Raw genomic sequence first — 23134 nt, 5'->3', positions numbered from 1 at the left:
CCCGTTTTTTTCAAAATTAAAACATTTTTTTGAGAAAAATAGCCATTTTATGTAAAAATAATGTTATTTCAATAAAAGCTCTCCCTATTTTTTAGGAAGAGCTCTACGTAATCCAGTATGAATACTTCATGTTACTTGTTCGTTGCGAATCATGTGAGTTTTCGTTAAGAATAAATAAGATAAAGAGACGGACCATGCCAAGGGAGTATTCCTGTTAGGAATATTACTGCCTCCAATATATAACTCAGGGACTTCCCAATTTTCTGGAATGATCATTTTCGTTTTATCTATATATTCCTTTACTTTGTTCATTAAACCAAGTTCATGATAGCACAACCCCAACCACGGAAGTCCGAAGCACCATTCCGCCTCTTGGCCTTCATTATAATAAAGGTCCTTTTCATATCGTATACAGCCGTTTGTTCTCTCAAGCCGCTCTGTGACATCCTTCAATATTTTAAGCGCAATATTTCGATCGACGAGTCGATAAGGATAAATTAAGGATAAAAGAGCTAAATCCGTATCTTTTGAGTAACTTTCTCTTGGAAGTAGGAAACGGAGTGTTTCTTCTCCCTTTTTAATTAGTTCCTCCTTTACGTTGACCAGCATCTTGACTGAATTCAGACCAGCGACACATGCACCGATGCTTGAGGCGTGAATTTCGACATTTTCCTCCCACATTCCGTTATCTTCCGACTGCCAATAATGCAGGCATTCCAAGTAATTGACCAACTTTTGAACGATTTGTAAATCACGTTCATTTCTTATCACTCTTTTCCCATGCCTGTATCCTTCTCCAACACCCCATAAAAAGGCACCTACCGCATCATTTTGAGCATGCCCCCACTCATCAGGCAGCTCTTTCAGCTCAGGGGAGTATCGGGCATGGATATATTCATATAGATATTGCGGTTTCTGTTCAGTATGAATATCTATCTTCCACTCATAGGATTGAAATAAGTCGAATAAAGCGTGATATGCTTTCTCATAACGATTGGATGGGTCATTTATAAAAGGCAATACTGTATAAACGACATCCCTTATCCAGACATAATTATAATCATTGGAAACGCTCGCAGTGTACGCACCATTAGGAAGCCGCATACGATCAAGAACCTCTAGGGCACCATTTATATTCATTAATTGAACACCTCCATAGTTACTTGCTTATTCCCATTGTTGACAGACTGCCGTTTTCTAAACGTTGGTTCATTCATTTTAAATTAGAAGCGCTTTCAATTCAGTTAAGCTAAACTGACGTTTCAGAAGTTCATTCACCCTAGTTTATGTAATCACTGCCCTTTTTGATAATCAAGCTTCCAATGTTCATTAAAAAGCGTTATATGCCTAGCCAATTTGAACTGATTCAACTAGAAGCTTGTGAAGATGCTTTTCTTTTGCAACTGCGAATATACGCTCTATCGTTTCTTTGCTTTTTTACCATCTCCATCACCACAAGTTTTAATGCTTCTATTTAAAACAAAAAAGACCGTATGCAAAAGAACTAACTGTTAAAACAAAGTTGATTGGAACGGGTGTTCAAGACTCCTGCGGGGAAAACGCGTCCGAGGGTGACGGCGCCGAGGAGGCTTCCCTGACCTCCCTAGGAAAGCGAGTCACCGGAGCGGATATCAACGCTCAAATTTTATAAAAACTCAATTAAACTGTAGTCAATATCAATTATTATCAAGTTTGTAGGAAATAGGATTTCTATCTAACTGTTATAACAAAGTTGTTTGGAACGGAAGGTGCGAGACTCCTGCGGGAATACGCGTCCAAGGGAGACCCCGCAGGCGCAGGGCGCCGAGGAGGCTCCCGGACCGCCCGCGGAAAGCGAGTGCCTGGAGTGGAAATCAACGGTCAAATTTTACATACACTCAATAAGTCTATAACAATATCAATTATTATCGAGTTTGTAGGCAAAAGGAGTTCTATCTCATACAAAGTTGTTTGGAACGGAAGGTGCGAGACTCCTGCGGGAATACGCGTACAAGGGAGACCCCGCAGGCGCAGGGCGCCGAGGAGGCTCCCGGACCGCCCGCGGAAAGCGAGTGCCTGGAGTGGAAATCAACGGTCAAATTTTAAAAACCTAAAAAAACTGTAGACAAACTCATTATTATCGAGTTTGTCTACAGTCTACATACACGGTAGCGAAAGCAAGCATCGCATGTATCGACAATTTTTTAGTCTCCTTAACGCAGTCCATTGCAAATGGACTTGGAGAGGGCCAAATGTGGCCTAAATAATGACCTCGGATATGCCACCACTTTTCCTTTCAGCTTTATCCTGATCCATCTCATCTTTTAATAAATTCCGTTAACGGGATTCCAACTTGTGGAGCAGAATCGGCAACTCCCTATATATTTCAATGATTTCTTCTATCCGCATTCTCACTAATCCACTGGATGAAGGGGCAACGAATTCCATGCTCCTTTTTGATAAAGGATCTTCTTGCAGCCCCCATGCGACTTTACGTAATTGCCGATATTCCTGATAAACCCCCTTGCCTACGAAACAGACAAGTTTAGGTTCATACTTTTCAATTTTCCTTTTTAACTGCTTCCTTCCTTTTATGTACTCTTTTTTTGTGATTTCGTCAGCACCTTTTGTAGGCCTGGAAACGATATTTGTAAAACCATAACCTAAATCCAGTAATGAAGAATCCTCAGTTGGGTGATATTTCCTTGGTGTCAGCCCTGACTCGAAGAGGATTTTCCAAAAACGGTTGTTAGGATTCGCATAATGATGACCTGTCTCTCCTGACCGGATACTTGGATTGAATCCAACAAATAATATTTCCAGATTTTCCTTTATATGATCGGGTATGCCCTTCATTTTTTTAACTCCTTTTCTAATCCCTAATCTAATTATTGTACAAAACTGAAAAATATTTAACTACCTTTTCCACCATTTCTCAGTACCTTACGCTTATATACAAGAAAAAAGTTCTAACACCATTGAAATATTGACTTATAATGAACATAAGAAACAGCCACCTGATAGATGGCTGCTTCTTCATATAAACTATTGCGCGTTATCTACGCGAACATATTTTATTTTATCTAACGGGATGGTAATGATATCCAAATTATTTTCATAACCTGGGGCCGATTCTGTTATTCGAATGATTTCGTCGGTTACCGCGTGTAACACTCCTTCAAATAAATCACTGCCCGTAGCCACTGTGACCGTGTTTCCAATGTAATGTCTTAATTGTCTATAAAAAATACTAGATAACAATGCTTTCTCCTCCTTATATAGGCTCTCTAACTGAATTGATTTCTCTTAGTGGAACAAATACAACAGTTCCGATGGCTTCGCTAATTACGATATAATCCTTTTCAATAGCACTTAAGATCCCGGTCACTGGGGCAAAATCAGTGGAAACCGTTACTGTTCTTCCTATTAATTCTTTTAAAACCTTTTTTAAATCATGATACGATTCACCTGTTTCAGGAGTTCCAGGTCTCCCCGGACGACCATTTTCAACAAGCCATTTATAGAAGAGATAGTCTGGGGTATTGTTTGTACATTGCTTCTCACTTTGCTTCTCGTTGCTCATTTTTTTACCACCTTTTTGATTGTCTATTTTATTTCTTTACCTTAATGCTCGCATTTCTTTTTCTAATCTTCCTTTCGGTCCCCCTTTCTTTTCTTTAATACAGCAATGAACTCATTCTCGATCGAAAATGTGAATGCTGGTATGGATCAAACCAAAAATGAATTTTCAGTCTGGATTTGTGCTTCGATTTTTGCCTAGATTCGATCTTCTTGAATTCCCTGATCCACTAGAGTCACTTGATTTCTTTGAGGATCTTGATATTTGCTGCTCCTTTCTTATATAGCTTCAAAAGTAGTATATTGATGTCTTATCTTTTTGGCTTGGACTAAACCACCCTTTTTTTCATTACTTGAATTTATATTTGAAGGTTTTACAAAACCATGTCCAATTCTTAAAGAACTGAATATGATACGGTTGAGGTGATGATAATGGTGACATATAAACGAATAAAGGATTACGAAAGCATTGTTCCAACAGATTATGCGGACGGTAATAATGGTTGCGCCTTAATAAATGGGATGGTTCAAGATGCCCTCACTAAATTCTTCATTAAAAAAGGTTCAACTCAAATAAAAGTACATTCATTTCATGAATCGGACGAATTTTGCCTAATAGGTAAGATATCATGAAGGCCACAAGAGTTCTGATGGTGTTAGATACAATGGATGTAAGTGGAACGGAAACGCATGTGCTAAGTCTTGTGAAGGAATTACAGTCTAGAGGGATATACACAGCGGTACTTACTGGAAATGGAAGCATGATAAGTCGATTACGTGAAACGGGATGTACCATTCATGAAATGAATTTCCCCGCCACATTAACACTTAAACCAGAGACGGAATCTCTATTGTTAAAAGGGCTAGTTGATTTAATACGTCAAGAACGGATAACACTAGTGCACGGTCACCAGATTACTTCCGGCCACATCTCTGCCAAGGCAGCGAAAATCTCCAATATTCCGTTCGTTTTCACACTTCACGGGACATACTTCCCTGATTGGGAGATTAGAAGTGTCTTACAGTTTACAGATGCCGCGATAGCCGTAAGTGAACCGGTGAAAAAATATATTCAGCCTTTTTTCCCTAAGAATATATCAGTAATTGCTAATGGAATTGATATTACCGATTTTTCCCCTTCCCCTTCATTGGAATTAAGAAAAAAAATGAATATTCCTCTGAATGCTAAAGTAATTGTTTACTGTAGCAGGATAACTCGTCATAAAGCAAAAATCTGTATGCTTTTAATCAAAGCTTGCAGGGATTTAAAATTAAACGATATTTCCAATCTCCATGTAATCATCGTCGGTGACGGTAGCCAACTCAAGGATATAAAGAATATGGCAGCAAGTATCCAATCTTCATGTAAGGAGGAATTCATTCATTTCACTGGGGAACAAAAGAATGTAAGGGACTATTATGCATTTGCTGACTATGTCGTTGGTACGGGGAGAGTGGCATTGGAAGCAATGGCATGCGAAAAACCCATCATTTCTTGTGGAAATCACGGCTACTTCGGAACGGTAGATGGGAATAATTTTCAACAAGCGTGGGAGTGCTACTTTGGGGATCACGCGGCAAAACAAACGTGTAACCAAGCCATTCTATATCAGGACTTACGCAACCTTCATCAATCAAATACCGGTGTTCAAACAGGCAAGGATTTAAGAAAGTTGGTAGTAAAACAATTCGATAGTAAAAAAAACATATTACCGCTTATTGAATTATATGAAAGTACAATTCAATCATTTGAACAGCAGCAGGCCATAAACTAATGGTCCTGCTGCATATTCCATATATGGGATAGATAAAGTTGTGCTGATTTTAGGATAGGGGAGCTTTTCATGCTTTATTAGGAGAATAAAGCTATATAGAAACTAGCGGCAGAAGTTTCTCCATTTTCAAGACAGCCAAAAAGCGAGAAAAATATCAATATGATCTAACACTGCTATGATCTATATTAGGAACTATAGGGATTCTATCTATGAAACGAATCTAGGAACCCACTTACAAACCTTTCATTAAATGACTTTTCTCGTAGGTATTCTATGAACCTATGATTATTTACATAAAAGCTGCCACTGTACACCTCGGTTTTTAGGAGGCATTCCGCTGTTGTTCGATATGACCATGTTTTTTTGCTGTGGACATCTTATTGATGGTAAAAAGGATTCCCGAAATCCAAAAAATCACAATACCAGTATAGATATATATATGGGATTCAACCGGAACCCATGCAGTTAATAGTGTTCGAACATTGATTAATATAATGAAGCCACCTACTAAGACACCCATTAGTTGAGCAGGAAGCATCCTGACGAGCCAAGCTGCGATTGGTGCGGCAACCACACCACCTATTATCAATGCTACTACCCAAAGCCAATTGACCGCTTCCCATCCAAGAGAAATGATAAAACCGAGACTTCCGAAAAAGGCAATGGCAAATTCACTCGTATCTACAGTCCCTACGGCTTTTCTAGCAGTCATGCCTTTTTTCGACAATAAAACGGGCGTTGCGATCGGGCCCCAACCACCTCCGCCTGTTGCATCACAAAAACCTGCAAAAAGTCCTAATGGAATGGATTGTTTCGCTGTTAATGGTTTTACGGTTTCATTTTCCTTTGACGGTTTAAAAATAAATAAAAAGCGGAACAAAACGTATACCCCCAGAACAAATAAAAATATGGCAATATACGGTTTAGCTAATTCGGCAGGCAGATTGCTCAGGAAGCATGCACCTACAAAAGCGCCTACCGAACCTGGAATGATCAAACGGTAGACCATGTTCTTATCCACGTTCCCAAACTTTATGTGGGATGCTCCTGACACAGCTGTCGTAACTACTTCCGATAAATGAACAGATGCTGATGCTACTGCAGGGGCAATCCCAAATGTCAACAAAAGGGAAGTGGAACTCACTCCATACCCCATTCCAAGTGAACCATCGATTAATTGGGCTAAAAACCCGATAAAGGCTAAAACGATTAACTTTTTCATGACCTTCCCCTTTTTTCACTAAAATAGAACCTTGATATCATAGATCCGGATGGCGGTTCAGTTTGCCTGAAAAGAACATTCAGATTTCATTTCAGACACAAAAGGCACCTAACCAATGTGAAACACATGTTGGTTAGGTGCCTTCAGTTTTTCTGATCAGCCCAATGATTTTATTCAGTTTCTACTGGCAAAAGCCTGGCTAAAAAACGATATCTTTCTTTATATGAATATTTATAAATATCCTCTATGGAATCTCTCAACAACTTAGATTTTTCCTCTTTTGAAAAAGAACCCTTTTTAATGATCATCCTTGCTTCGAAAAGAAATTCAAGATATTCTTCATATGACTCATCATACATGTCCCCTAAGTTATTCCGGATTTTTTTTGCGAGCGCCGGACTTGCACCTTGAGTAGAAACGCTTATGGAAAGCATACCCCTATTCAATGTTGCTGGTATATGAAAATTACCCAGCTCATGATTACTAATTACATTGATCAATTGATTTTGAGATGCATTCTCATACACTAGTTCATTAACTTCAGTAGAATCTGTTGCAACAATGATTAAAAAAGCATCTTTATAGTCATACTTTTCCACTTCTCTAAGTAAAATATGAACTTTCCCTTCTTTTTCCAACCGTTGAAATCCTTCGCATATCTCAGGACTTACGACTGTCACTTCAGCACCAGCTTCTATTAAGGGGCCAGCTTTAAAGTAACCTATTTTACCACCGCCGATGATGACACACTTTCTGTTTTCAATATTAAGCGTAATTGGATACATAAGCTTCCTCCCCACTCACTTCATGAATTCGTTCCGATATAGCTTGTTCAATCTTTGGATGATAACCCAGATAACGGCAAAGTATGATTTGTTGTTCTCCCTTTTTCTGGATTTTCTTCAAACTGCTTTGGATGGACTGCATTAAGATACCGGTAAACAATAGATACGGAATGATAAATATTTGGTTTGATTGAGAATTCTCTGCAATATCCAATGCTTCTGCAAAGCTTGGTGATGCAGCGGTCAAATAACATTCTTCCACTTTGCTTTTTGGTAACCTGTTCCTTAGTAAATCCGCAATTTGACCTAAATCCCGTTTTACATCGGGATCACTGCTGCCCCTTCCAACCAATAAAACCAATGAATCCTCCGTAACCTTTTCATTTGTTTCTTCCAACCGTTCCACTAAAATGTCAACCATTTTTTCACTGACACCTATTGGTCTTCCGTATTTCAAGACTACATTTGGGTACCGTTGTTTCATTTTGTTCAAAATGACCGGAATATCATATTTTGCATGTACAGCAGTTAGCAATAGAACTGGAATGGCAATGATTCTAGTCGCACCTTGTTGTATACATCTTTCGTAAGCTTCTTTGATCGTAGGAGTTTCCAATTCTAAGAAGCAATACTCCTGAATGGCATTTGGCTGTGCTTCCATACAAACTTTAATAAAATCAATGGCTTGGGCTGAAGCTTCTTTAACGCGGCTGCCATGACAAATATATAAAATGGCTTCCATTAATAGGCCTCATTTGCCAACAAATTTTCGGCTTGTTTTGCTTCAAACCATTTGATTTTTTCTCGTAAATGAACGACATCGCCCACTACTATCATGCAAGGGTTGGAAATCTGTTCGTCATTGGCCGTTTCCAATACCTTAGCCAATGTACTGACAGCCGTTTTTTGCGTTTTTAATGTCCCCCAGTGAATAAGAGCTACAGGGGTTTCTGGACTTTTACCATGCTCCAAAAGTTTCCCTTGAATATATGGCAGGTTTTTTACTCCCATGTAAATGGCTAATGTATCGATCCCTTTTGCCAGGGACTCCCACTTGATATTATCCTCTTCATCCTTTTTTCGATGACCGGTAACAATCGCGAAGGATGAAGCGTGGTCTCTATGGGTAACTGGAATTCCTGCATAGGCGGAAGCAGCAATTCCAGCCGTAATTCCTGGTACGATTTCAAAGCTCACACCACTTTTGGCAAGGGCTTCCGCTTCCTCTCCACCTCGTCCAAAGACAAATGGATCGCCACCTTTCAATCGGGTGACGACTTTTCCTTTTTTTGCAAATTTGACTAAGAATCGATTGATCGTTTCTTGCTGCAACAAATGATAATTTGGCAGTTTACCGCAATTAATCAATTCCACGCCGTCTTTTGCATAATTTAGCAGTTCCTTATTGACAAGTCGATCATATAAAATGACATCAGCTTCTTGAATACATTTTAATCCTTTTAATGTAATTAAATCTGGATCTCCGGGACCGGCTCCTACTAGATAGACTTTTCCCATTTTTGCAACCTGCCCTCCCTTAGAGAATTGTTTCGAATTCCGCTAAAACGAAACCTGCTCCATTTTTAATTTTCTTTTTTTCATATAAAGAGATATCATCAACTGCCGGCATTTTCAAATAATGCTTTTCCAGCTCAATATCAACAAGCTGAAACGCTTGTTCATCTGAATCGGCGACAATGATGACATGGATTGGTTCTTCATTGATCGTGACTTCAAAACGATATAGATTCATAAATAGCTTACCTTCCCTATTATACGGCCACTTCTTCTAATATATCATCAAGCTTGCTTTGTAACTCTGTTTTCCCTACCCTTTCCACAAAGTCTAGGAAGGTTTCGGAGAGAAGCTTTGTTTCTTTGAAAAATAGGATAAGTTCTTTCAGAACATAATAGAGCTGTTCAGCCTCCACTTTCCCTTTAAGTTTTTCATTAAACTTACCGCCCTCATTCAGGGTACCACCGATGTATATCTCAAAAGCTTCCACCATCTGTTTTTCCTGGTTTTTCATTTTTATGCCTTGCAGTCCTATTTCGGCAATCGCTCTTTGACCACAGTTATTAGGACAACCTACCATATGCATCCTTACTGGTACATCCAGATCGATTTCCTTATCAAGTGTTTCAGAAATGGTCCTCATTCTGTTTTTTGTTTCGACGAGTGCAAGGTTACAATACTCGATGCCTGTACAAGATACGGAATAACCAATGAATTTTTTTGGTTGATAAGGAAATCTTTCAAAGATGGGTTCCTGTTTTAATTCCTCAAGTTTTGCATCCGGCACATTGGGAATGATTAGATTTTGAGAATTACAGTTGCGGATTTCACCATTTCCATATTTTTTAGCAAGTTCTGCAAACTCAATAACTTCGTCTGGAGTTAGACGACCAACTGGAATATTGACTCCAACATAGTTGAGTCCTTCTTGCTTTTGTTTATGGATGCCGTAGAAATAACCTGCATTCCATCCCTTTACTGCACTTTCTCCTTTTTCAGGAAGCGGACCGGTGTATTCCAGTAATTTTTCCTTGAATTGTTCAGGACCCCAGTCAGCTACAAGGAATTTCAATCTCGAGCGATGACGTTTTTCACGGTACCCAAAGTCACGGAATATCGTCGTGATGGCGGCCGCCACTTCGACTGTTTTTTCAGGTAAAATGAATAAATCAAGTTCTTCTGCCAGCATCGGAACGGAGGATAGCCCACCCCCCACTTTTACGTGAAAACCAACTTCCGTTACTCCATCAATTACTTTAGTAGCTGGATTGAATGAGACACAGTTGATTTCAGCATTGGAAGCATTGTGAATATTAGCACTAATGGACATTTTATATTTCCTTGGAAGGTTTGAATAGTCTTCGTTAAGGCGGAAATACTCAAATACATCATATAGTACATCGCGTGTATCAAAAAGTTCGTCAGGATCGAGACCAGCTAATGCATTCCCGATTATATTACGTGTGATATCACCACATGCACCGGCCGTAGTCATTCCAACCTTTTCCAAACGATTCAAGATATCCGGGACTTGTTCGATGGTCAACCAGTGGAATTGAATGGCTTGACGGGTTGTAATGTCATATACATCCCTCCCATAATCTTTAGCGATGTTAGCTAGAGTTATCTGTTGATCATATGTCAGGATACCTCCGGGAATAACGACACGCATCATCCAATAACCGGCTTCTTTTGGCCGTTGCAAGTATAGACCTGCCCACTTGAACATATCCCAATTCTCTTTAGGGATGGATTCAAAACCATTTTCAGCGTAATGTGGAATATCATCAAATATCTTCAATCCGTCTTTTTCCAATTTCCAGATTTCCGTTTTATTTTTAGCGATTAGTGGATTTTCCGACCAAAATTTCTCGTAAACCATTACATTTCCTCCTTGATTAAATCGCTTTCTTTGATGTCAAATAACCGATTACCTGTTCAACACACTCTTCAATACTGTATTGGTCGGATTCTAAAATGATTTCTGGCTGTTCAGGTACTTCGTATGGAGAATCGATACCGGTAAAATCTTTAATGATTCCCTTACGCGCCTTGTCATAAAGACCTTTTGGATCCCGCACTTCACACTCTTCGATTGGACACTTTATGTATACTTCAATAAACTCCCCGTCTTCAAGTAAATCACGCACAATCTGGCGATCTGCCCGAAAAGGTGATATAAAAGCGGTTAATACGAACTGTCCACTATCCACGAATAACTTGGAAACCTCACCGATCCGCCTAATGTTTTCTGTTCGATCCTCTTCAGAAAAACCCAAATCTTTATTTAAACCATGACGGATATTATCCCCATCCAAAACATAACTTCTAATATTCCGGTTATATAACTCCTTAGCCACTGCATTCGCAATCGTTGATTTCCCTGACCCAGACAGTCCTGTGAACCATAGAACAGTACTCTCATGACCGTTCTGTTTTCGGCGAAGTTCCTTGGTCAATGACGATTCATGCCAAGTTACGTTAGTATTTTTATTCATTATTATCCCCCTCTTACTTCATTCCTTCAATTTGAAACTATTTAGTTAAAAACTTCATTCTTCTTTAGACCTTTGATCAACACCTCGATGACTTCTTTACGACTAAAGGTAGCTGGAGGAATTTCACCATTACGTAACATTTCCCTAACCTTCGTACCGGAGAGGATGACATGGTCTTCCTTACCATGCGGACAAGTTTTAGCAGAAGCCATATTGCCACATGCTTTACAATAAAAACTATGTTCAAAGAATAATAGCGTGATCCCTAACTCATCAGCGTTAAAATTCCCAAAGATTTTTTGAGCATCATATGTGCCATAATAATCGCCCACACCTGCATGATCACGTCCGACAATAAAATGGGTGCAACCATAATTTTTACGGACCATCGCATGGAAAATGGCTTCCCTCGGTCCTGCATAACGCATTGCAGCAGGGAAAACGGCAAGGGAGACGCGATCCTTAGGATAATATTTTTCAAGCAGAACTTTATAGCTCTCCATTCGTACATCTGCTGGAATATCATCGGATTTTGTGGCACCTACAAGAGGATTCAAGAATAAACCGTCGACAATCTCCAGTGCTGTCTTTTGTATATATTCATGTGCACGGTGAACAGGGTTCCTCGTTTGGAATCCAACAACCGTTTCCCATCCTTTTTCTGCAAAAGCTTTCCTTGTCTCAACAGGATCCAAATAATGATCTTGAAATAACGGACGCTCGATTCTCTTAACTAATTTTATTTCTCCACCAACATATACATTTCCGCGGTTATATAAATTTTTCACACCTGGATGCTTCTCATCATCCGTTTGATATACTAAAGTTGCTTCCAATTGTTTATCAGGAGTGAAAATATCGGAAACAAGGAGAACTCCGTACGTTTCACCTTCATGATTCAACTTTACTTCTTCTCCGATAGTGATTGTTTTTGCAGATTCTTCGGTTAACGGCAGTGTAATCGGTATGCTCCATACATGACCGCTGCTAAGCCTCATATCCTTGACAACTGCCTCATAGTCACTTTTTGTGAAAAATCCTTTAATCGGACTGTAGGCACCAGTGCCTATCAATTCAAGATCACTTAAAGCAATTTCATCAATTTCGATTGAATTTGTTATTTTACTAAAATCATATTTTGGTTCCCAAAGATCAATTAATGTTCCTCCGTGCGGTAAACTGGTTGTCATGCTAATTTCCCCCTATGGTTTCTATTTATTTAAGATAAATGTAATCCGCATTCTGTTTTTTGAGCCCCTTGCCAACGGCCTGAGCGTAAGTCCTCTGCACTGATGGCTGGTGCCGTACACGTTTTACAGCCAATGCTCGGATATCCATTATCATGTAGGATATTATATGGAAGTCCATTTTTGTGCGCATAACGCCAAACATCTTTCCATGTCCAATGAATGAGTGGACATATCTTAACTGACTTGAATTTATTATCTTTATTGACATACTCGGTAAGAGCCCTTGTTTCTGATTGCTCCCGCCTCAGTCCTGAAAGCCAAGCTGTCGCCGTTGATAGCACATCGGTAAGCGGAATGATTTTACGGATATTGCAACACTTGTTGGAATCATTCAGCCATAATTCATCTCCAAATTCCGCTGCTTGTTCCTCAAGCGTCAATGCAGGTTTCTTCATCTCTATGGAAAGCTTTGGATATCGCTTTTTCACTTGGTCGATCAATTGGTAAGTTTCCTCAAAATGAACATCGGTATCCAGGAAAACAATCTTGGCCGAAGGATTGACCTTTGCCAATAAATCCGTAAGGACTATTCCTTCAATTCCAAAGCTACATGCATATATGAGTTTATTGCCATATTGTTCATTTGCCCATTGCAGAACTTCCAAAGCCCCTTTTGTCTCACTATCCTCAGGAAAAGCAGGTAAAACTTCAGTGTTGAAATTTTCATAGTTTATTAATGCAGCCAACTTTATTGCCCCCTCTAAAAACTTGCAGTATGTTTCACTGGTTAGAGTAACTGGTGATCAATATCCGCTGTAATCTTCTCAAGTTTATATGACTCTAGGAAAAAGAGACGAATTTAACCAATACTCTCTATATATTAGTTAAACACGCCTCTAGTTTTTCTAGTCAGCAGATACCTTATTTAATTCTCAGCTTTTCATTTCTTTCCATTTGAATGATTTTACCATCCTGGACAATTAGTGTGATGGACCCATATTTCATTGAATGAAGCATTTCTTGAAGTCGTTCAAATATTTCTTCAAGCTGATTCTCTTTTTCCAAACCTGTTCCTCCTTTAAGAAAATCCGCGAATCATTTATTTCACCGCTGATTAATTGAATTCTTAAATTTATATAATTCCAAACAACCTTACATTGTTATGGTTTACCAATGATTTTTTCAAAAACAAAAATCTTTCCATGATGGAAAGATTCCTAGGTAAATATTCTTTACCTTATCTTCCAAAATGATCAACATTTTGTTGGATGTAGCACCTTGCATCCATCATGCAGGTTGCTGGACTTCAAAGGGCCAATTCCCTCCGTCGCTCTGGATAAGTTTTATTATTTTAAATATTAACATAAATTTATTCCTTGTCAATGGAGTTTTCTTATAAAGTAACTTGGATTTATAAAATGGATGAACTGTTATTATTATACACACTATTCCACGTGTAATTATATGTTCTTTTTCATATGAAAATAGACTCATTTTTTTAGAGAAATCCTCCAAAAAAATGAGTCTATTTTACAATTCTGGCAATCATTTAAAGTATAAACACTCAAATATTCCTTATCTGAATCGCTTCTACAAATTCTTGAACCTGACTCTGAACGCGATCAACTAAATTCATATCCTTAATAGGACTTTCCGGATCCTGTTTATCAATTTCCTTATCTACAAAATAGATGCCCTGCAACGGCTCACCTTTTAATATAGAAATTAATGGTTTAAGTGCATAGTCAATTGCCAATAGATGCCTGTTACTTCCACCAATCATAATTGGCAGCACAGGCTTTCCCTTAAAAGCTCCTTCAGGCAGCAAATCAATCAAGGCTTTCAACACACCTGTGTAAGAAGCTTTATATACCGGTGAACCAATAATAATTCCTCTAGCTCCTGAAATTTTTTCGGAAAGCTTTAAAATATCTTCGCTATTATATCGCCCTTGGAATAAATCATCTGCTGAAAAATCCGTAATTGAGAAATATGCCGTGGTAAACCCTTCTTTTTCAACCAATGATTGAATATGTTTCAGTGAAATGTCCGTTCTTGATGGAATCGCTGGGCTTCCTGATAAAATTACGATATCGCTCATATTTATCCCCCTATTTTGCATGATTTCCTGATAAGAATTCTCTAAATAGCTTTTCATGAAGCATGCATTTATCGTAATAGTCTGAAAAATATATGTCAAATCTTAAACTCCAGTTTATTGATATTGGCACGGATTTCACCAGTTCATCAGCTTGCTTGATTGCTACCTAATCGAAAAAACGGTCATATTTGTGGCATGATCCCCATGCCTTTAATATGACCGTTTCATTATGTATGATTTTATTTTCCATGGATACCATAAACTAAAAGCTGAGCAATGCTATTGATTCGTTCAGAACTAAAATATGGTTCCTTTTTCTGGTGATGGATCTCATTATGAGTTGATAATGCCAATGTAAAAGAAATAATCCCAACATTAAATAGGGTGATATCAGAGATATATTGTATCTCTCCGTTATCTATTCTCCTCTGTATTTCAAGATGCTTGGCATTCGGCTTAAAAATTTGTTCAATATATTGTTTTGAAATATCTTGATCGAGTTGTGTTTCCCTGAATAATATTGAAAACTGTTCTTTATTTTCAAGAATTTTCTTTATCATTGTGGAAACGTGATTCTCCATAAGATCATCTGTAGATAGATGGCTGATCCCTTCTTCAGACTCTTCTTTTTCATTAGGTGTAATTGTAGCCAAAAGTAAATCTTTTTTACTAACAAAATATTTGTAAATAGTAGCTTCGGAAACATTGCACGCAGAGGCAATTTCATTCGTCCTGGTCATATCAAAACCTTTAGTGGCAAAAAGAGTCCGGGCTACATTAATGATACGTTCTTTAGTTTGCTGCCCTTTTTTCAAAAATATCAACCTTCTTTTAAAAAGATAAATCCGTTTCACCCATCATTTTTTCATTATTCTTATATGGTACTTAACGGTCATTATTACCTTTGATCTTTGAGAGATCCCATTTGTAGAAAAGAGTGTCTATGAAATGTTTTCTTTTCCAAAAAATCATGTATAAGATGCATAGCCATCATCAACCATGACTACGCTTCAACTGATCATATCCGTTTTTTAAGATAGACAGACTTTGCAATCGCTTCAGGGCACATTATTATTCCGCGCATATCTCTTGCATTCTTTATAACCTTGATTAAAACGAGTATCCCGCTCCATTTTTTCATTAATATATGCTACAACGACATGGTCCTCTTCAATGATCTATACTAAATATGTGAGTGACCACTCACTTATTTAGTATAGATTTATCGAATGGTAAATTCAAGCAATATATTTATTTTTATCGTACCCTTTTTGGATAGGAGCATACAAAAGCTGTCCTAATAATAGGACAGCTTTATGATGTTTAGCAGGTTTTCAATTCAGCTTTATTTATAGATGTCTTTACCATTTGAATAAAAAGTTGCATAAAACGATCATCCCCTGTTAATTCTGGATGAAACGCACTGACAAGGACATGTTCTTGTCTCGCAGCCACAACATTCTCTTCATATACTGCCAATATTTCTACATCTTCTCCAATACCCTCCGCGAATGGCGCTCGGATGAAAACAGCTTTAAATGGTTCATCCAATCCTTCGATTGAAAGATCGGCCTCGAAACTATCCCGTTGACGTCCAAATCCGTTCCTTTTCACGGAAATGTCCATTAGTTCAAGATAGGCATCCTCATCACCAGTCAAGTGATTGGCCGCCAATACCATCCCCGCACATGTACCGAAAATAGGTTTTTTATCTTCGAAGAAAGTTTTAATTGGTTCCATAAATCCGTATCGATCCATTAGTTTTCTCATCGTAGTGCTTTCTCCGCCTGGAATGATTAAGCCATCGATTTCTTCCAACTGTTCTGGTTTTTTTACTATGATTGCTTGTTCGCCAGCAGCTTTGATTTGGTTCAAGTGTTCTTCAACTGCACCCTGTAATCCCAAAACACCGATCGTTATCATATTACCAACCACGTTCCTGCATCCGTTCTGCTGGAGCTAGTTTGGAAATATCAATTCCTTTCATTGCACTGCCCAACTCTTTAGACAATCGGCCTATCAATTCATAATCAGTGAAATATGTAGTCGCTTGAACGATTGCCGATGCGAATTTTTCTGGATTATCCGATTTAAAAATACCAGATCCGACAAATACGCCATCTGCTCCCAATTCCATCATCAGTGCTGCATCTGCAGGAGTGGCAATTCCGCCAGCTGCAAAGTTAACTACCGGCAATTTACCTGTCCGTTTGATTTCTCTTAAAATTTCAAAAGGGGCACCAATATTTTTTGCTTCTGTCATTAATTCATCTTCACTCATGATACTTACTTTACGAATTTGTGACTGTACCTTTCTCATATGACGCACAGCTTCCACAATATTCCCTGTTCCTGGTTCTCCTTTTGTACGAAGCATCGATGCTCCTTCGCCAATACGGCGTGCAGCTTCACCTAAATCACGACAACCACAAACGAAAGGAACTGTGAAATCACTTTTTAGAATATGGTATTCTTCATCAGCAGGAGTCAGCACTTCACTTTCATCGATATAATCCACTCCCATTGATTCCAGGATCCTTGATTCTACAATATGACCAATTCTTGCTTTAGCCATGACAGGTATGGAAACAGCATTCATTACTTCCTCGACAATTCGCGGATCTGCCATTCTTGCTACTCCACCAGCAGCACGAATATCTGAAGGTACCCTTTCCAATGCCATAACTGCAACAGCACCAGATGCTTCTGCGATTTTTGCTTGTTCGGCATTAATGACGTCCATAATTACGCCACCTTTTTGCATTTGTGCCATTCCTCTTTTTACTGTTTCAGTTCCTAATAATTTTTCCATTTCTCTTCCCCCTAATATTTGCATTTTTTAGATTTGTTAGGCTTAGTATAAAAAAATGTTGACCGCATTGAAAGTGTCAGTTTTAATAAATTTAATAGGTTCAGTATATTTTATCTAAAAAGGTGGAAACAAAATGAATATGCTTTCATGCGATTTAAATCGGTTTAGTGATGTACCTTTGTACGAACAATTATATTCACATATTAAAAAAGAGATTATTGATGGCCGTCTTCTTTTTGGTACAAAGCTGCCTTCAAAACGTAAATTGGCAGAGTTCCTTCAGATCAGTCAAAATACTGTCGAAACTGCATATGAACAGTTAACTGCTGAAGGATATGTTGAAGTCATACCAAGAAAAGGGTACTATATTCAAACGTACGAAGATTTGGAGTATACGCAAACGAACCAAGTTTCCTTGGAACAAATGAATCGTACTGAAGGGGAGTTGCTGTATCATTTTCATCCCAGCCAAATTGACACGGAAAACTTCCCATTTGAAAAATGGCGAAAATATACAAAAAATAAAATCGATGAATCACATCAAGATTTGCTTTTACTGGGCGATTCCCAAGGGGAATATGAATTGCGGTGTGAAATTGCGCATTATTTGTATCATGCACGTGGTGTTCAATGTGTCCCTGAACAGATCATCATTGGCGCAGGAATGGAAATTTTATTGCAGCAGCTTGTCCTTCTTTTCGATAAAAATACGATATATGGTGTAGAAGATCCTGGTTATCACTTGATACACCGGATTTTACGAAGCTACCCTAATGAAGTCCATCCCCTGCAAATTGATGAGGAAGGTGTAAAGGTCAACCCAATTGAAGATTCAAATATCGACGTAGTGTATGTCACGCCATCCCATCACTTTCCCTATGGGACGATCCTTTCCGTTAACAGAAGGACGCGATTGTTGAACTGGGCTCAAGGAGCAGCAAACCGTTATATAATCGAAGACGATTATGATAGTGAATTTCGTTATAGTGGAAAAACAATTCCTTCCTTACAAAGTATGGATGCTGGAGAAAAGGTGGTTTACTTAGGATCATTCTCCAAATCATTGATGCCTTCCATTCGGATCAGTTATATGGTTCTTCCCGCTCCGTTGTTACAAAGGCATCAACAGGAATTATCTTTTTACCATTCTACCGTTTCAAGGATTGATCAACATGTATTGACACAGTTCATGAAGGAAGGGGATTTCGAAAAGCATTTAAACCGGATGCGGAAAGTATACCGGCGCAAGTTGGATAAAGTGATCGATTTGTTTAAGCCCCATTCACAAATATCCATCATTGGTGAGCGGTCAGGTTTACATATCGTCCTGATCGTGAAGAACGGCATGGATGAGCAAACACTCATTCAAAAGGCAAACGAACACCATATTAAAATTTATGGCTTATCCTCATATTCAATTGAAAAATTTGACGAACATCCTCCCAAAATCATATTGGGCTTTGCAGGGATCCCAGAATCTGAATTGGAAAAAGCGATTCACCTTTTATTGAACTCATGGGGTTTATAAAGAACAAAAAGTTCACGACTGTGATCTTCTCAGACTGTAGACAAACTCGCTGAAAATCGAGTTTGCCTACAGTTTTTTTATGGCTTGTTCTATTTGAACGTTGATTTCCATTGCAAACGCTCGCTTTTTCCATGGGCGGTAGGCAGCCTCCATGGCGCCTTTGCGCCTGTGGGGTCTCCCCTTGGACGCACTTTTCCCGAAGGAGTCTAAGGCCAATAAAGAGATATATACGGACAAAGCCTATCGCTTGTTTTGGGTACCGGCTTTCATGATAAAGTTTCTCTTCTGTAAAAACTACGAGCGTCACTTTAAAGAGTGCTAAAGAGATACAGCTACTTGGTACAGAAACACGTTTTCGTTGATTCCACACAATTGAAGGCGAATGGAATAAGCGTAAATTTGAAAAGCGGATTGATCAGAAGAAACGGGTGCTTATCAAAAACTCCAAAATAAGATGAACGAAGACCGTAAAGACCACTTCAAAAAAAAGTTTTGATACGTAAGTGCGACAAATACGAACGTACAAAACAATTTGCTTATTCATTCCAACCTGCTTCAAATCCAATAAAAAAATCAAAAGGGTTTCGGAATGAGACCATTCCAAAACCCTTTTGTCTTTAAACTGAGAAAATCAACACTTTGGACATTTTTTTATCTTTTAGATAAATATTGTCCCATCATAGCTTTTGGTACCATGCTGCCGTATGTCGTCCAAATGATATGAGTGGACTGGTTCATTTTATCCAACAGTTTTTGTTTCATAAGATATTCCCTTTCTTCCAAATGTGACAAAAGTTGGACGGGACCAAATGCACCTGCGAGAGCAGAAAGCTCTAAAAAATACCCCTCTATCTCAGCCCTTTTTTCAGAGCAGTTCAAATAACCCACTATCCTGTATGGTAGCTACAGCTTAGAATGGGGGTCATCAATTTTGAAACTTATTCCGAAGACCTTTTATTGCATGGAAGGAATCTCTGCTAATGGTGATTCAATGATCCCCTCCATCCGCCTGGTTTCGGGAAAAGCCTCAACGATAAAATCTGCAAACCTATCCTAGCTGTCTTCAGCCATGTTCTGCTTGAACGACTGTGTTTTCCTGATTAGAACCGTAATCTGGATTCACCAAGAAGACTTCATCCATCTCCATAGTTTTTTTAGTAATGGATATCTAGCCTTCATCATCAACTATAACTCAACAAATTGCTATGCATATCTAACTATTCTTTTTCAGCACTACATATCCATTTAGAATGTTAAATGTACTTTTAATCTCCCCCGCACACTATTAATAAACCAAATTTCCTCAGCCATATTAAGATCAGCCTTTGAAATTAGTTTTTCCTTGATTTCCTTCTTCCTTATTAAGTCCTCTCGAAAAGTGCCAGCAAGTAAACCTGATTCAACCGGAGGGGTATAAAGGTCCCCATTTATCTTCACCACAACATTTCCATTCGTGAATTCCGTGATGTCTCCTTCTTCATTCCAAAGCAGAACGTCATAGAAGTCAGGATTATACTTTTGAAAACTTTCATATACTTCACGATTCGTCGTCTTATGAAAAAGAAATGGATTTCCACTTGATATGGGAGTTTCAGCCACGATGACCTTTAATTCTGAATCGAGGGGCTTGATTGCTTGTCCGGATACTTCAAAATCCCCATTTTCATTAAGTAATACCCTTACTTTTTGCACTGTTCCTTGATTTAAATCCGCATACTTTTGCAGTTGATCTCTAAGATCCAATTCAGGGAACCGATAATTGAAGTAATCAGCAGATTGTTTCATTCGATCGATATGATCATTCAACAAATAATATTCTCCATCGCTGAGCTTCATCGATTCCAAAAGTTCGAAAGCGGGCCTTTCCACAGTCAATAATTTGGCCTTTAAAAAGGCTTCGTCATATTCTTCCAATAGCTCAGAATCCCAAGTGATTCCACCGCCTACTCCATACTCAGCTTTACCTGTCCCCTTTTCGATTACAACCGTACGAATCGGCACATTAAAAACAGCTTCGGACTCCGGAGTGATGAATCCAATTGCACCGCAATACACTTCACGCGGTGAATTCTCTATTTCAGAGATGATTTCCATCGTTTTTATTTTAGGTGCTCCTGTAATGGATCCACATGGAAAAAGCGCCTTGAATATATCAATGATTGTTGTTTCTGTTTTCGTTTTAGCTGTTATCGTGGATGTCATCTGCCATACGGTCGGATATTTTTCAATTTCCTTAAGTTTTGGAACCTCTACGCTTCCTTGTTCTGCAATCATACCCAGGTCATTTCTGAGCAGGTCAACAATCATATAGTTCTCAGCTTGATTCTTTTCTGAGGCTGCTAACCAGTCTGCATTGACCTGATCCATTTTTAGTGTCGTTCCCCGCTTCACCGTTCCTTTCATAGGTCGGGTAATTAGCTGATCATCTTCCCAACGGAAAAATAACTCGGGGGAAGCTGAGAGTATTCGATGTGTTCCCACATTCAAATAAGCACTGTAGTTCGATCGTTGTGCTCTCTTTAAGCGTTCGAAAAAGGCAAAATCGTCCCCTTCGAACATGGATTGCAAACGCATAGTATAATTCACCTGATACGTATTCCCTATCTCGATTTCGGACTTTATCTTTTCAAATCCTGAATGATAGGTTTTTGAATCCGTTTCGGATTTCCAATCAGCCAATTGAAAAGTACCGGGCATTTTTTCCGGTAATTCTTCCGGATTCTCAAAAATCCCGAACCATAATAAAGGCATTGTGGCTCCGTTTTTTACCTTAAAAGACTTTTCAAAAGCAGGTGCCGCTTCATACGAAACATATCCTGCTGCATAATATCCCTGTTCAATCGCTTCCTGGACTTTTTGAAATTGAGGAAGGACTTCATCGATTGAATGGGCAATACACACTTCTTTCGGGTTCGTAAAATATAGCGGTTTGCTGTCTCCTTGTTTATCAGTGAAGTGAAATATTAATGATATAGGATCTTCTCGTTTCATTCTTCTCTCCTGCCTTTTTCATAGGTCTATCGTTATGTATTTTATAAAAAAGCTTGCAGACACATCATCTGCAAGCTCATTGACACTTATTTCATTCCAGTAACTTCTGCAATGATTTCATAAGAACGAAGGCGTGCATCCTGATCATATATGGCAGAGTTTATTATCATTTCATCTGCCTGTGTTTCATTTAAAAAGGTCTGCAACTGTTCTTTTACCTCTTCCTTGTTTCCTATGATCGAAGCATTCAGCTGTTTCATGACAATGGACTTTTCATATTCTGTCCAAATGCCTTCCATCGTATCAACTGGAGGAGCAAGTTGACCAGGCGTGTTCCGTATCAAATTCAAGAACTGCTGTTGATAAGATGTAGCAATCCTTTGCGCTTCTGCAGATGTATCAGCTGCAAAAACATTGACGCCTACCATCACATACGGTTTATCCAGAACTTCTGATGGCTGGAAATTATTGCGATAACGAGCTAAAGCTGGTTGAGTATTTTCAGGGGAAAAATGGCTTGCAAAAGAAAATGGCAGACCTAACTGTGCTGATAATGCTGCACTGAAACCACTAGACCCAAGCAGCCAAATCGGGATGTCCTGTCCCTCACCAGGGATGGCACGGACTCGATTATGTTTTGAATCTGCATCTAAATAACTCCGTAGCTGTGCCAATTGTTCCGGGAAATCCTGACCGTTATTTCGCACATCGCCCCGGAGTGCCATGGCAGTAAATTGGTCGCTTCCTGGAGCACGACCAAGCCCCAAATCTATTCTACCAGGATACATTGCTTCCAATGTTCCAAATTGTTCTGCGATAACCAGTGGTGCGTGATTCGGTAGCATTATGCCGCCTGAACCCACGCGAATTCTTTCTGTCCTTCCAGCAACATACCCTATTAGCACTGACGTTGCAGAACTTGCGATCCCAGGCATGCTATGGTGTTCGGCAACCCAGAAACGATTGTAATTCCATTGCTCCGCATGTTTAGCCAATTCGACTGTATTTTTAAAAGCTCCCGAAACTGTACCACCCTCGACAATAGAAGCCAGGTCCAGAACGGAATAAGAAATGTCGCTAAGTTTTTTTGCATGGTGATCAGCATTCATATCTTCAACTTCTTTCTCTTATTTATGTTTAAAAGGACGCAAAGCCATC

22 protein-coding genes and 1 riboswitch are annotated in these 23134 nt (G+C 38.9%); of the genes, 2 read left to right on the top strand and 20 right to left on the bottom strand.

The window, feature by feature from the left end; genetic code table 11:
• Positions 1-126: 126 nt before the first annotated feature.
• From ACQKMH_RS09035 to ACQKMH_RS09020, 4 genes are all read right to left on the bottom strand, one after another.
• Positions 127-1140, bottom strand: a complete 1014-nt coding sequence (locus ACQKMH_RS09035) for a glycoside hydrolase family 15 protein (protein ID WP_427587047.1) — start codon at positions 1138-1140, stop codon at positions 127-129.
• 1176 nt (positions 1141-2316) lie between these two features.
• A complete protein-coding gene (locus tag ACQKMH_RS09030) occupies positions 2317-2835 on the bottom strand; it encodes a mismatch-specific DNA-glycosylase (RefSeq protein WP_427587046.1) in 519 nt (172 codons plus the stop codon).
• A 189-nt stretch (positions 2836-3024) separates the two neighbouring features.
• Positions 3025-3240 (bottom strand): hypothetical protein, encoded by a 216-nt coding sequence (locus tag ACQKMH_RS09025; protein WP_427587045.1) that lies wholly within the window; start codon positions 3238-3240, stop codon positions 3025-3027.
• A gap of 13 nt (positions 3241-3253) precedes the next feature.
• Positions 3254-3562 carry a DUF2642 domain-containing protein gene (locus tag ACQKMH_RS09020; RefSeq protein ID WP_427587044.1) on the bottom strand — a complete coding sequence of 103 codons (309 nt, stop codon included), beginning with the start codon at positions 3560-3562 and terminating at the stop codon, positions 3254-3256.
• A gap of 625 nt (positions 3563-4187) precedes the next feature.
• Here ACQKMH_RS09020 and ACQKMH_RS09015 point away from each other — a divergent pair.
• On the top strand, positions 4188-5333 hold the full coding sequence (locus ACQKMH_RS09015; RefSeq protein WP_427587043.1) for a glycosyltransferase: 1146 nt from the start codon (positions 4188-4190) through the stop codon (positions 5331-5333).
• A 322-nt stretch (positions 5334-5655) separates the two neighbouring features.
• Here ACQKMH_RS09015 and ACQKMH_RS09010 read toward each other — a convergent pair whose 3' ends face one another.
• The 14 genes from ACQKMH_RS09010 to pdxS all read right to left on the bottom strand — a co-directional run bounded on the left by ACQKMH_RS09010 (position 5656) and on the right by pdxS (position 17457).
• A complete protein-coding gene (locus ACQKMH_RS09010) occupies positions 5656-6555 on the bottom strand; it encodes a sulfite exporter TauE/SafE family protein (protein ID WP_427587042.1) in 900 nt (299 codons plus the stop codon).
• Positions 6556-6725: 170 nt separating this feature from the next.
• Complete coding sequence (locus ACQKMH_RS09005; protein WP_427587041.1) at positions 6726-7340, bottom strand: NAD(P)-binding protein; 615 nt, start codon at positions 7338-7340, stop codon at positions 6726-6728.
• Complete coding sequence (locus ACQKMH_RS09000; RefSeq protein WP_427587040.1) at positions 7321-8082, bottom strand: sirohydrochlorin chelatase; 762 nt, start codon at positions 8080-8082, stop codon at positions 7321-7323. The genes ACQKMH_RS09005 and ACQKMH_RS09000 overlap by 20 nt, the downstream gene beginning before the upstream one ends.
• The gene (gene cobA / locus ACQKMH_RS08995) at positions 8082-8858 is read right to left on the bottom strand and encodes a uroporphyrinogen-III C-methyltransferase (RefSeq protein ID WP_427587039.1); all 777 of its coding nucleotides are present in this window, start codon (positions 8856-8858) and stop codon (positions 8082-8084) included. The genes ACQKMH_RS09000 and cobA overlap by 1 nt, the downstream gene beginning before the upstream one ends.
• Before the next feature lie 19 nt (positions 8859-8877).
• The gene (locus ACQKMH_RS08990) at positions 8878-9093 is read right to left on the bottom strand and encodes a DUF3906 family protein (RefSeq protein ID WP_427587038.1); all 216 of its coding nucleotides are present in this window, start codon (positions 9091-9093) and stop codon (positions 8878-8880) included.
• A 19-nt stretch (positions 9094-9112) separates the two neighbouring features.
• Entirely contained in the window at positions 9113-10738 is a 1626-nt protein-coding gene (locus tag ACQKMH_RS08985) for a nitrite/sulfite reductase (RefSeq protein ID WP_427587037.1), read from the bottom strand.
• A gap of 16 nt (positions 10739-10754) precedes the next feature.
• Entirely contained in the window at positions 10755-11354 is a 600-nt protein-coding gene (cysC, locus tag ACQKMH_RS08980) for an adenylyl-sulfate kinase (protein ID WP_427587036.1), read from the bottom strand.
• Between the two features lie 41 nt (positions 11355-11395).
• A complete protein-coding gene (sat, locus tag ACQKMH_RS08975) occupies positions 11396-12544 on the bottom strand; it encodes a sulfate adenylyltransferase (protein ID WP_427587035.1) in 1149 nt (382 codons plus the stop codon).
• Between the two features lie 29 nt (positions 12545-12573).
• Complete coding sequence (locus tag ACQKMH_RS08970; protein WP_427587555.1) at positions 12574-13278, bottom strand: phosphoadenylyl-sulfate reductase; 705 nt, start codon at positions 13276-13278, stop codon at positions 12574-12576.
• A gap of 187 nt (positions 13279-13465) precedes the next feature.
• Positions 13466-13609 carry a YezD family protein gene (locus ACQKMH_RS08965; protein ID WP_427587034.1) on the bottom strand — a complete coding sequence of 48 codons (144 nt, stop codon included), beginning with the start codon at positions 13607-13609 and terminating at the stop codon, positions 13466-13468.
• 169 nt (positions 13610-13778) lie between these two features.
• Positions 13779-13887, bottom strand: a riboswitch (SAM riboswitch).
• Between the two features lie 221 nt (positions 13888-14108).
• A complete protein-coding gene (gene ssuE / locus ACQKMH_RS08960; RefSeq protein ID WP_427587033.1) occupies positions 14109-14645 on the bottom strand; it encodes an NADPH-dependent FMN reductase in 537 nt (178 codons plus the stop codon).
• Positions 14646-14884: 239 nt separating this feature from the next.
• Entirely contained in the window at positions 14885-15460 is a 576-nt protein-coding gene (locus tag ACQKMH_RS08955) for a TetR/AcrR family transcriptional regulator (protein ID WP_427587032.1), read from the bottom strand.
• 508 nt (positions 15461-15968) lie between these two features.
• On the bottom strand, positions 15969-16568 hold the full coding sequence (pdxT, locus tag ACQKMH_RS08950) for a pyridoxal 5'-phosphate synthase glutaminase subunit PdxT (protein WP_427587554.1): 600 nt from the start codon (positions 16566-16568) through the stop codon (positions 15969-15971).
• 1 nt (position 16569) lies between these two features.
• Entirely contained in the window at positions 16570-17457 is an 888-nt protein-coding gene (gene pdxS / locus ACQKMH_RS08945) for a pyridoxal 5'-phosphate synthase lyase subunit PdxS (protein WP_427587031.1), read from the bottom strand.
• Positions 17458-17590: 133 nt separating this feature from the next.
• On the opposite strand from pdxS, the gene ACQKMH_RS08940 reads away from it, so the two are divergent.
• Positions 17591-18985 carry a PLP-dependent aminotransferase family protein gene (locus ACQKMH_RS08940; RefSeq protein ID WP_427587030.1) on the top strand — a complete coding sequence of 465 codons (1395 nt, stop codon included), beginning with the start codon at positions 17591-17593 and terminating at the stop codon, positions 18983-18985.
• Between the two features lie 1245 nt (positions 18986-20230).
• On the opposite strand, the gene pabB is transcribed toward ACQKMH_RS08940, so the two are convergent.
• The gene (gene pabB / locus ACQKMH_RS08935; RefSeq protein WP_427587029.1) at positions 20231-21976 is read right to left on the bottom strand and encodes an aminodeoxychorismate synthase component I; all 1746 of its coding nucleotides are present in this window, start codon (positions 21974-21976) and stop codon (positions 20231-20233) included.
• An 86-nt stretch (positions 21977-22062) separates the two neighbouring features.
• Positions 22063-23085 carry an LLM class flavin-dependent oxidoreductase gene (locus ACQKMH_RS08930; RefSeq protein ID WP_427587028.1) on the bottom strand — a complete coding sequence of 341 codons (1023 nt, stop codon included), beginning with the start codon at positions 23083-23085 and terminating at the stop codon, positions 22063-22065.
• Positions 23086-23134 lie beyond the last annotated feature (49 nt).

This window comes from Peribacillus sp. NPDC097895 (assembly GCF_050277555.1).
Taxonomy (GTDB): domain Bacteria; phylum Bacillota; class Bacilli; order Bacillales; family DSM-1321; genus Peribacillus.
The sequence above is the reverse complement of the archived record's forward strand: the minus strand, read 5'-3'. Positions and strand labels throughout refer to the sequence as shown.

Bases quoted from the DNA above. Each gene is read 5' to 3' on its own strand.
- ACQKMH_RS09015 (WP_427587043.1), top strand. From the start codon at position 4,188: ATGAAGGCCACAAGAGTTCTGATGGTGTTAGATACAATGGATGTAAGT.
- sat (WP_427587035.1), bottom strand. From the start codon at position 12,544: ATGACAACCAGTTTACCGCACGGAGGAACATTAATTGATCTTTGGGAA.
- ACQKMH_RS08930 (WP_427587028.1), bottom strand. From the start codon at position 23,085: ATGAATGCTGATCACCATGCAAAAAAACTTAGCGACATTTCTTATTCC.
- ACQKMH_RS09005 (WP_427587041.1), bottom strand. From the start codon at position 7,340: ATGTATCCAATTACGCTTAATATTGAAAACAGAAAGTGTGTCATCATC.
- pdxT (WP_427587554.1), bottom strand. From the start codon at position 16,568: ATGATAACGATCGGTGTTTTGGGATTACAGGGTGCAGTTGAAGAACAC.
- ACQKMH_RS08990 (WP_427587038.1), bottom strand. From the start codon at position 9,093: ATGAATCTATATCGTTTTGAAGTCACGATCAATGAAGAACCAATCCAT.
- ACQKMH_RS08940 (WP_427587030.1), top strand. From the start codon at position 17,591: ATGAATATGCTTTCATGCGATTTAAATCGGTTTAGTGATGTACCTTTG.
- ACQKMH_RS08985 (WP_427587037.1), bottom strand. From the start codon at position 10,738: ATGGTTTACGAGAAATTTTGGTCGGAAAATCCACTAATCGCTAAAAAT.
- cobA (WP_427587039.1), bottom strand. From the start codon at position 8,858: ATGGGAAAAGTCTATCTAGTAGGAGCCGGTCCCGGAGATCCAGATTTA.
- pabB (WP_427587029.1), bottom strand. From the start codon at position 21,976: ATGAAACGAGAAGATCCTATATCATTAATATTTCACTTCACTGATAAA.
- pdxS (WP_427587031.1), bottom strand. From the start codon at position 17,457: ATGGAAAAATTATTAGGAACTGAAACAGTAAAAAGAGGAATGGCACAA.
- ssuE (WP_427587033.1), bottom strand. From the start codon at position 14,645: ATGAGCGATATCGTAATTTTATCAGGAAGCCCAGCGATTCCATCAAGA.
- cysC (WP_427587036.1), bottom strand. From the start codon at position 11,354: ATGAATAAAAATACTAACGTAACTTGGCATGAATCGTCATTGACCAAG.
- ACQKMH_RS09020 (WP_427587044.1), bottom strand. From the start codon at position 3,562: ATGAGCAACGAGAAGCAAAGTGAGAAGCAATGTACAAACAATACCCCA.
- ACQKMH_RS09030 (WP_427587046.1), bottom strand. From the start codon at position 2,835: ATGAAGGGCATACCCGATCATATAAAGGAAAATCTGGAAATATTATTT.
- ACQKMH_RS09000 (WP_427587040.1), bottom strand. From the start codon at position 8,082: ATGGAAGCCATTTTATATATTTGTCATGGCAGCCGCGTTAAAGAAGCT.
- ACQKMH_RS09010 (WP_427587042.1), bottom strand. From the start codon at position 6,555: ATGAAAAAGTTAATCGTTTTAGCCTTTATCGGGTTTTTAGCCCAATTA.
- ACQKMH_RS09035 (WP_427587047.1), bottom strand. From the start codon at position 1,140: ATGAATATAAATGGTGCCCTAGAGGTTCTTGATCGTATGCGGCTTCCT.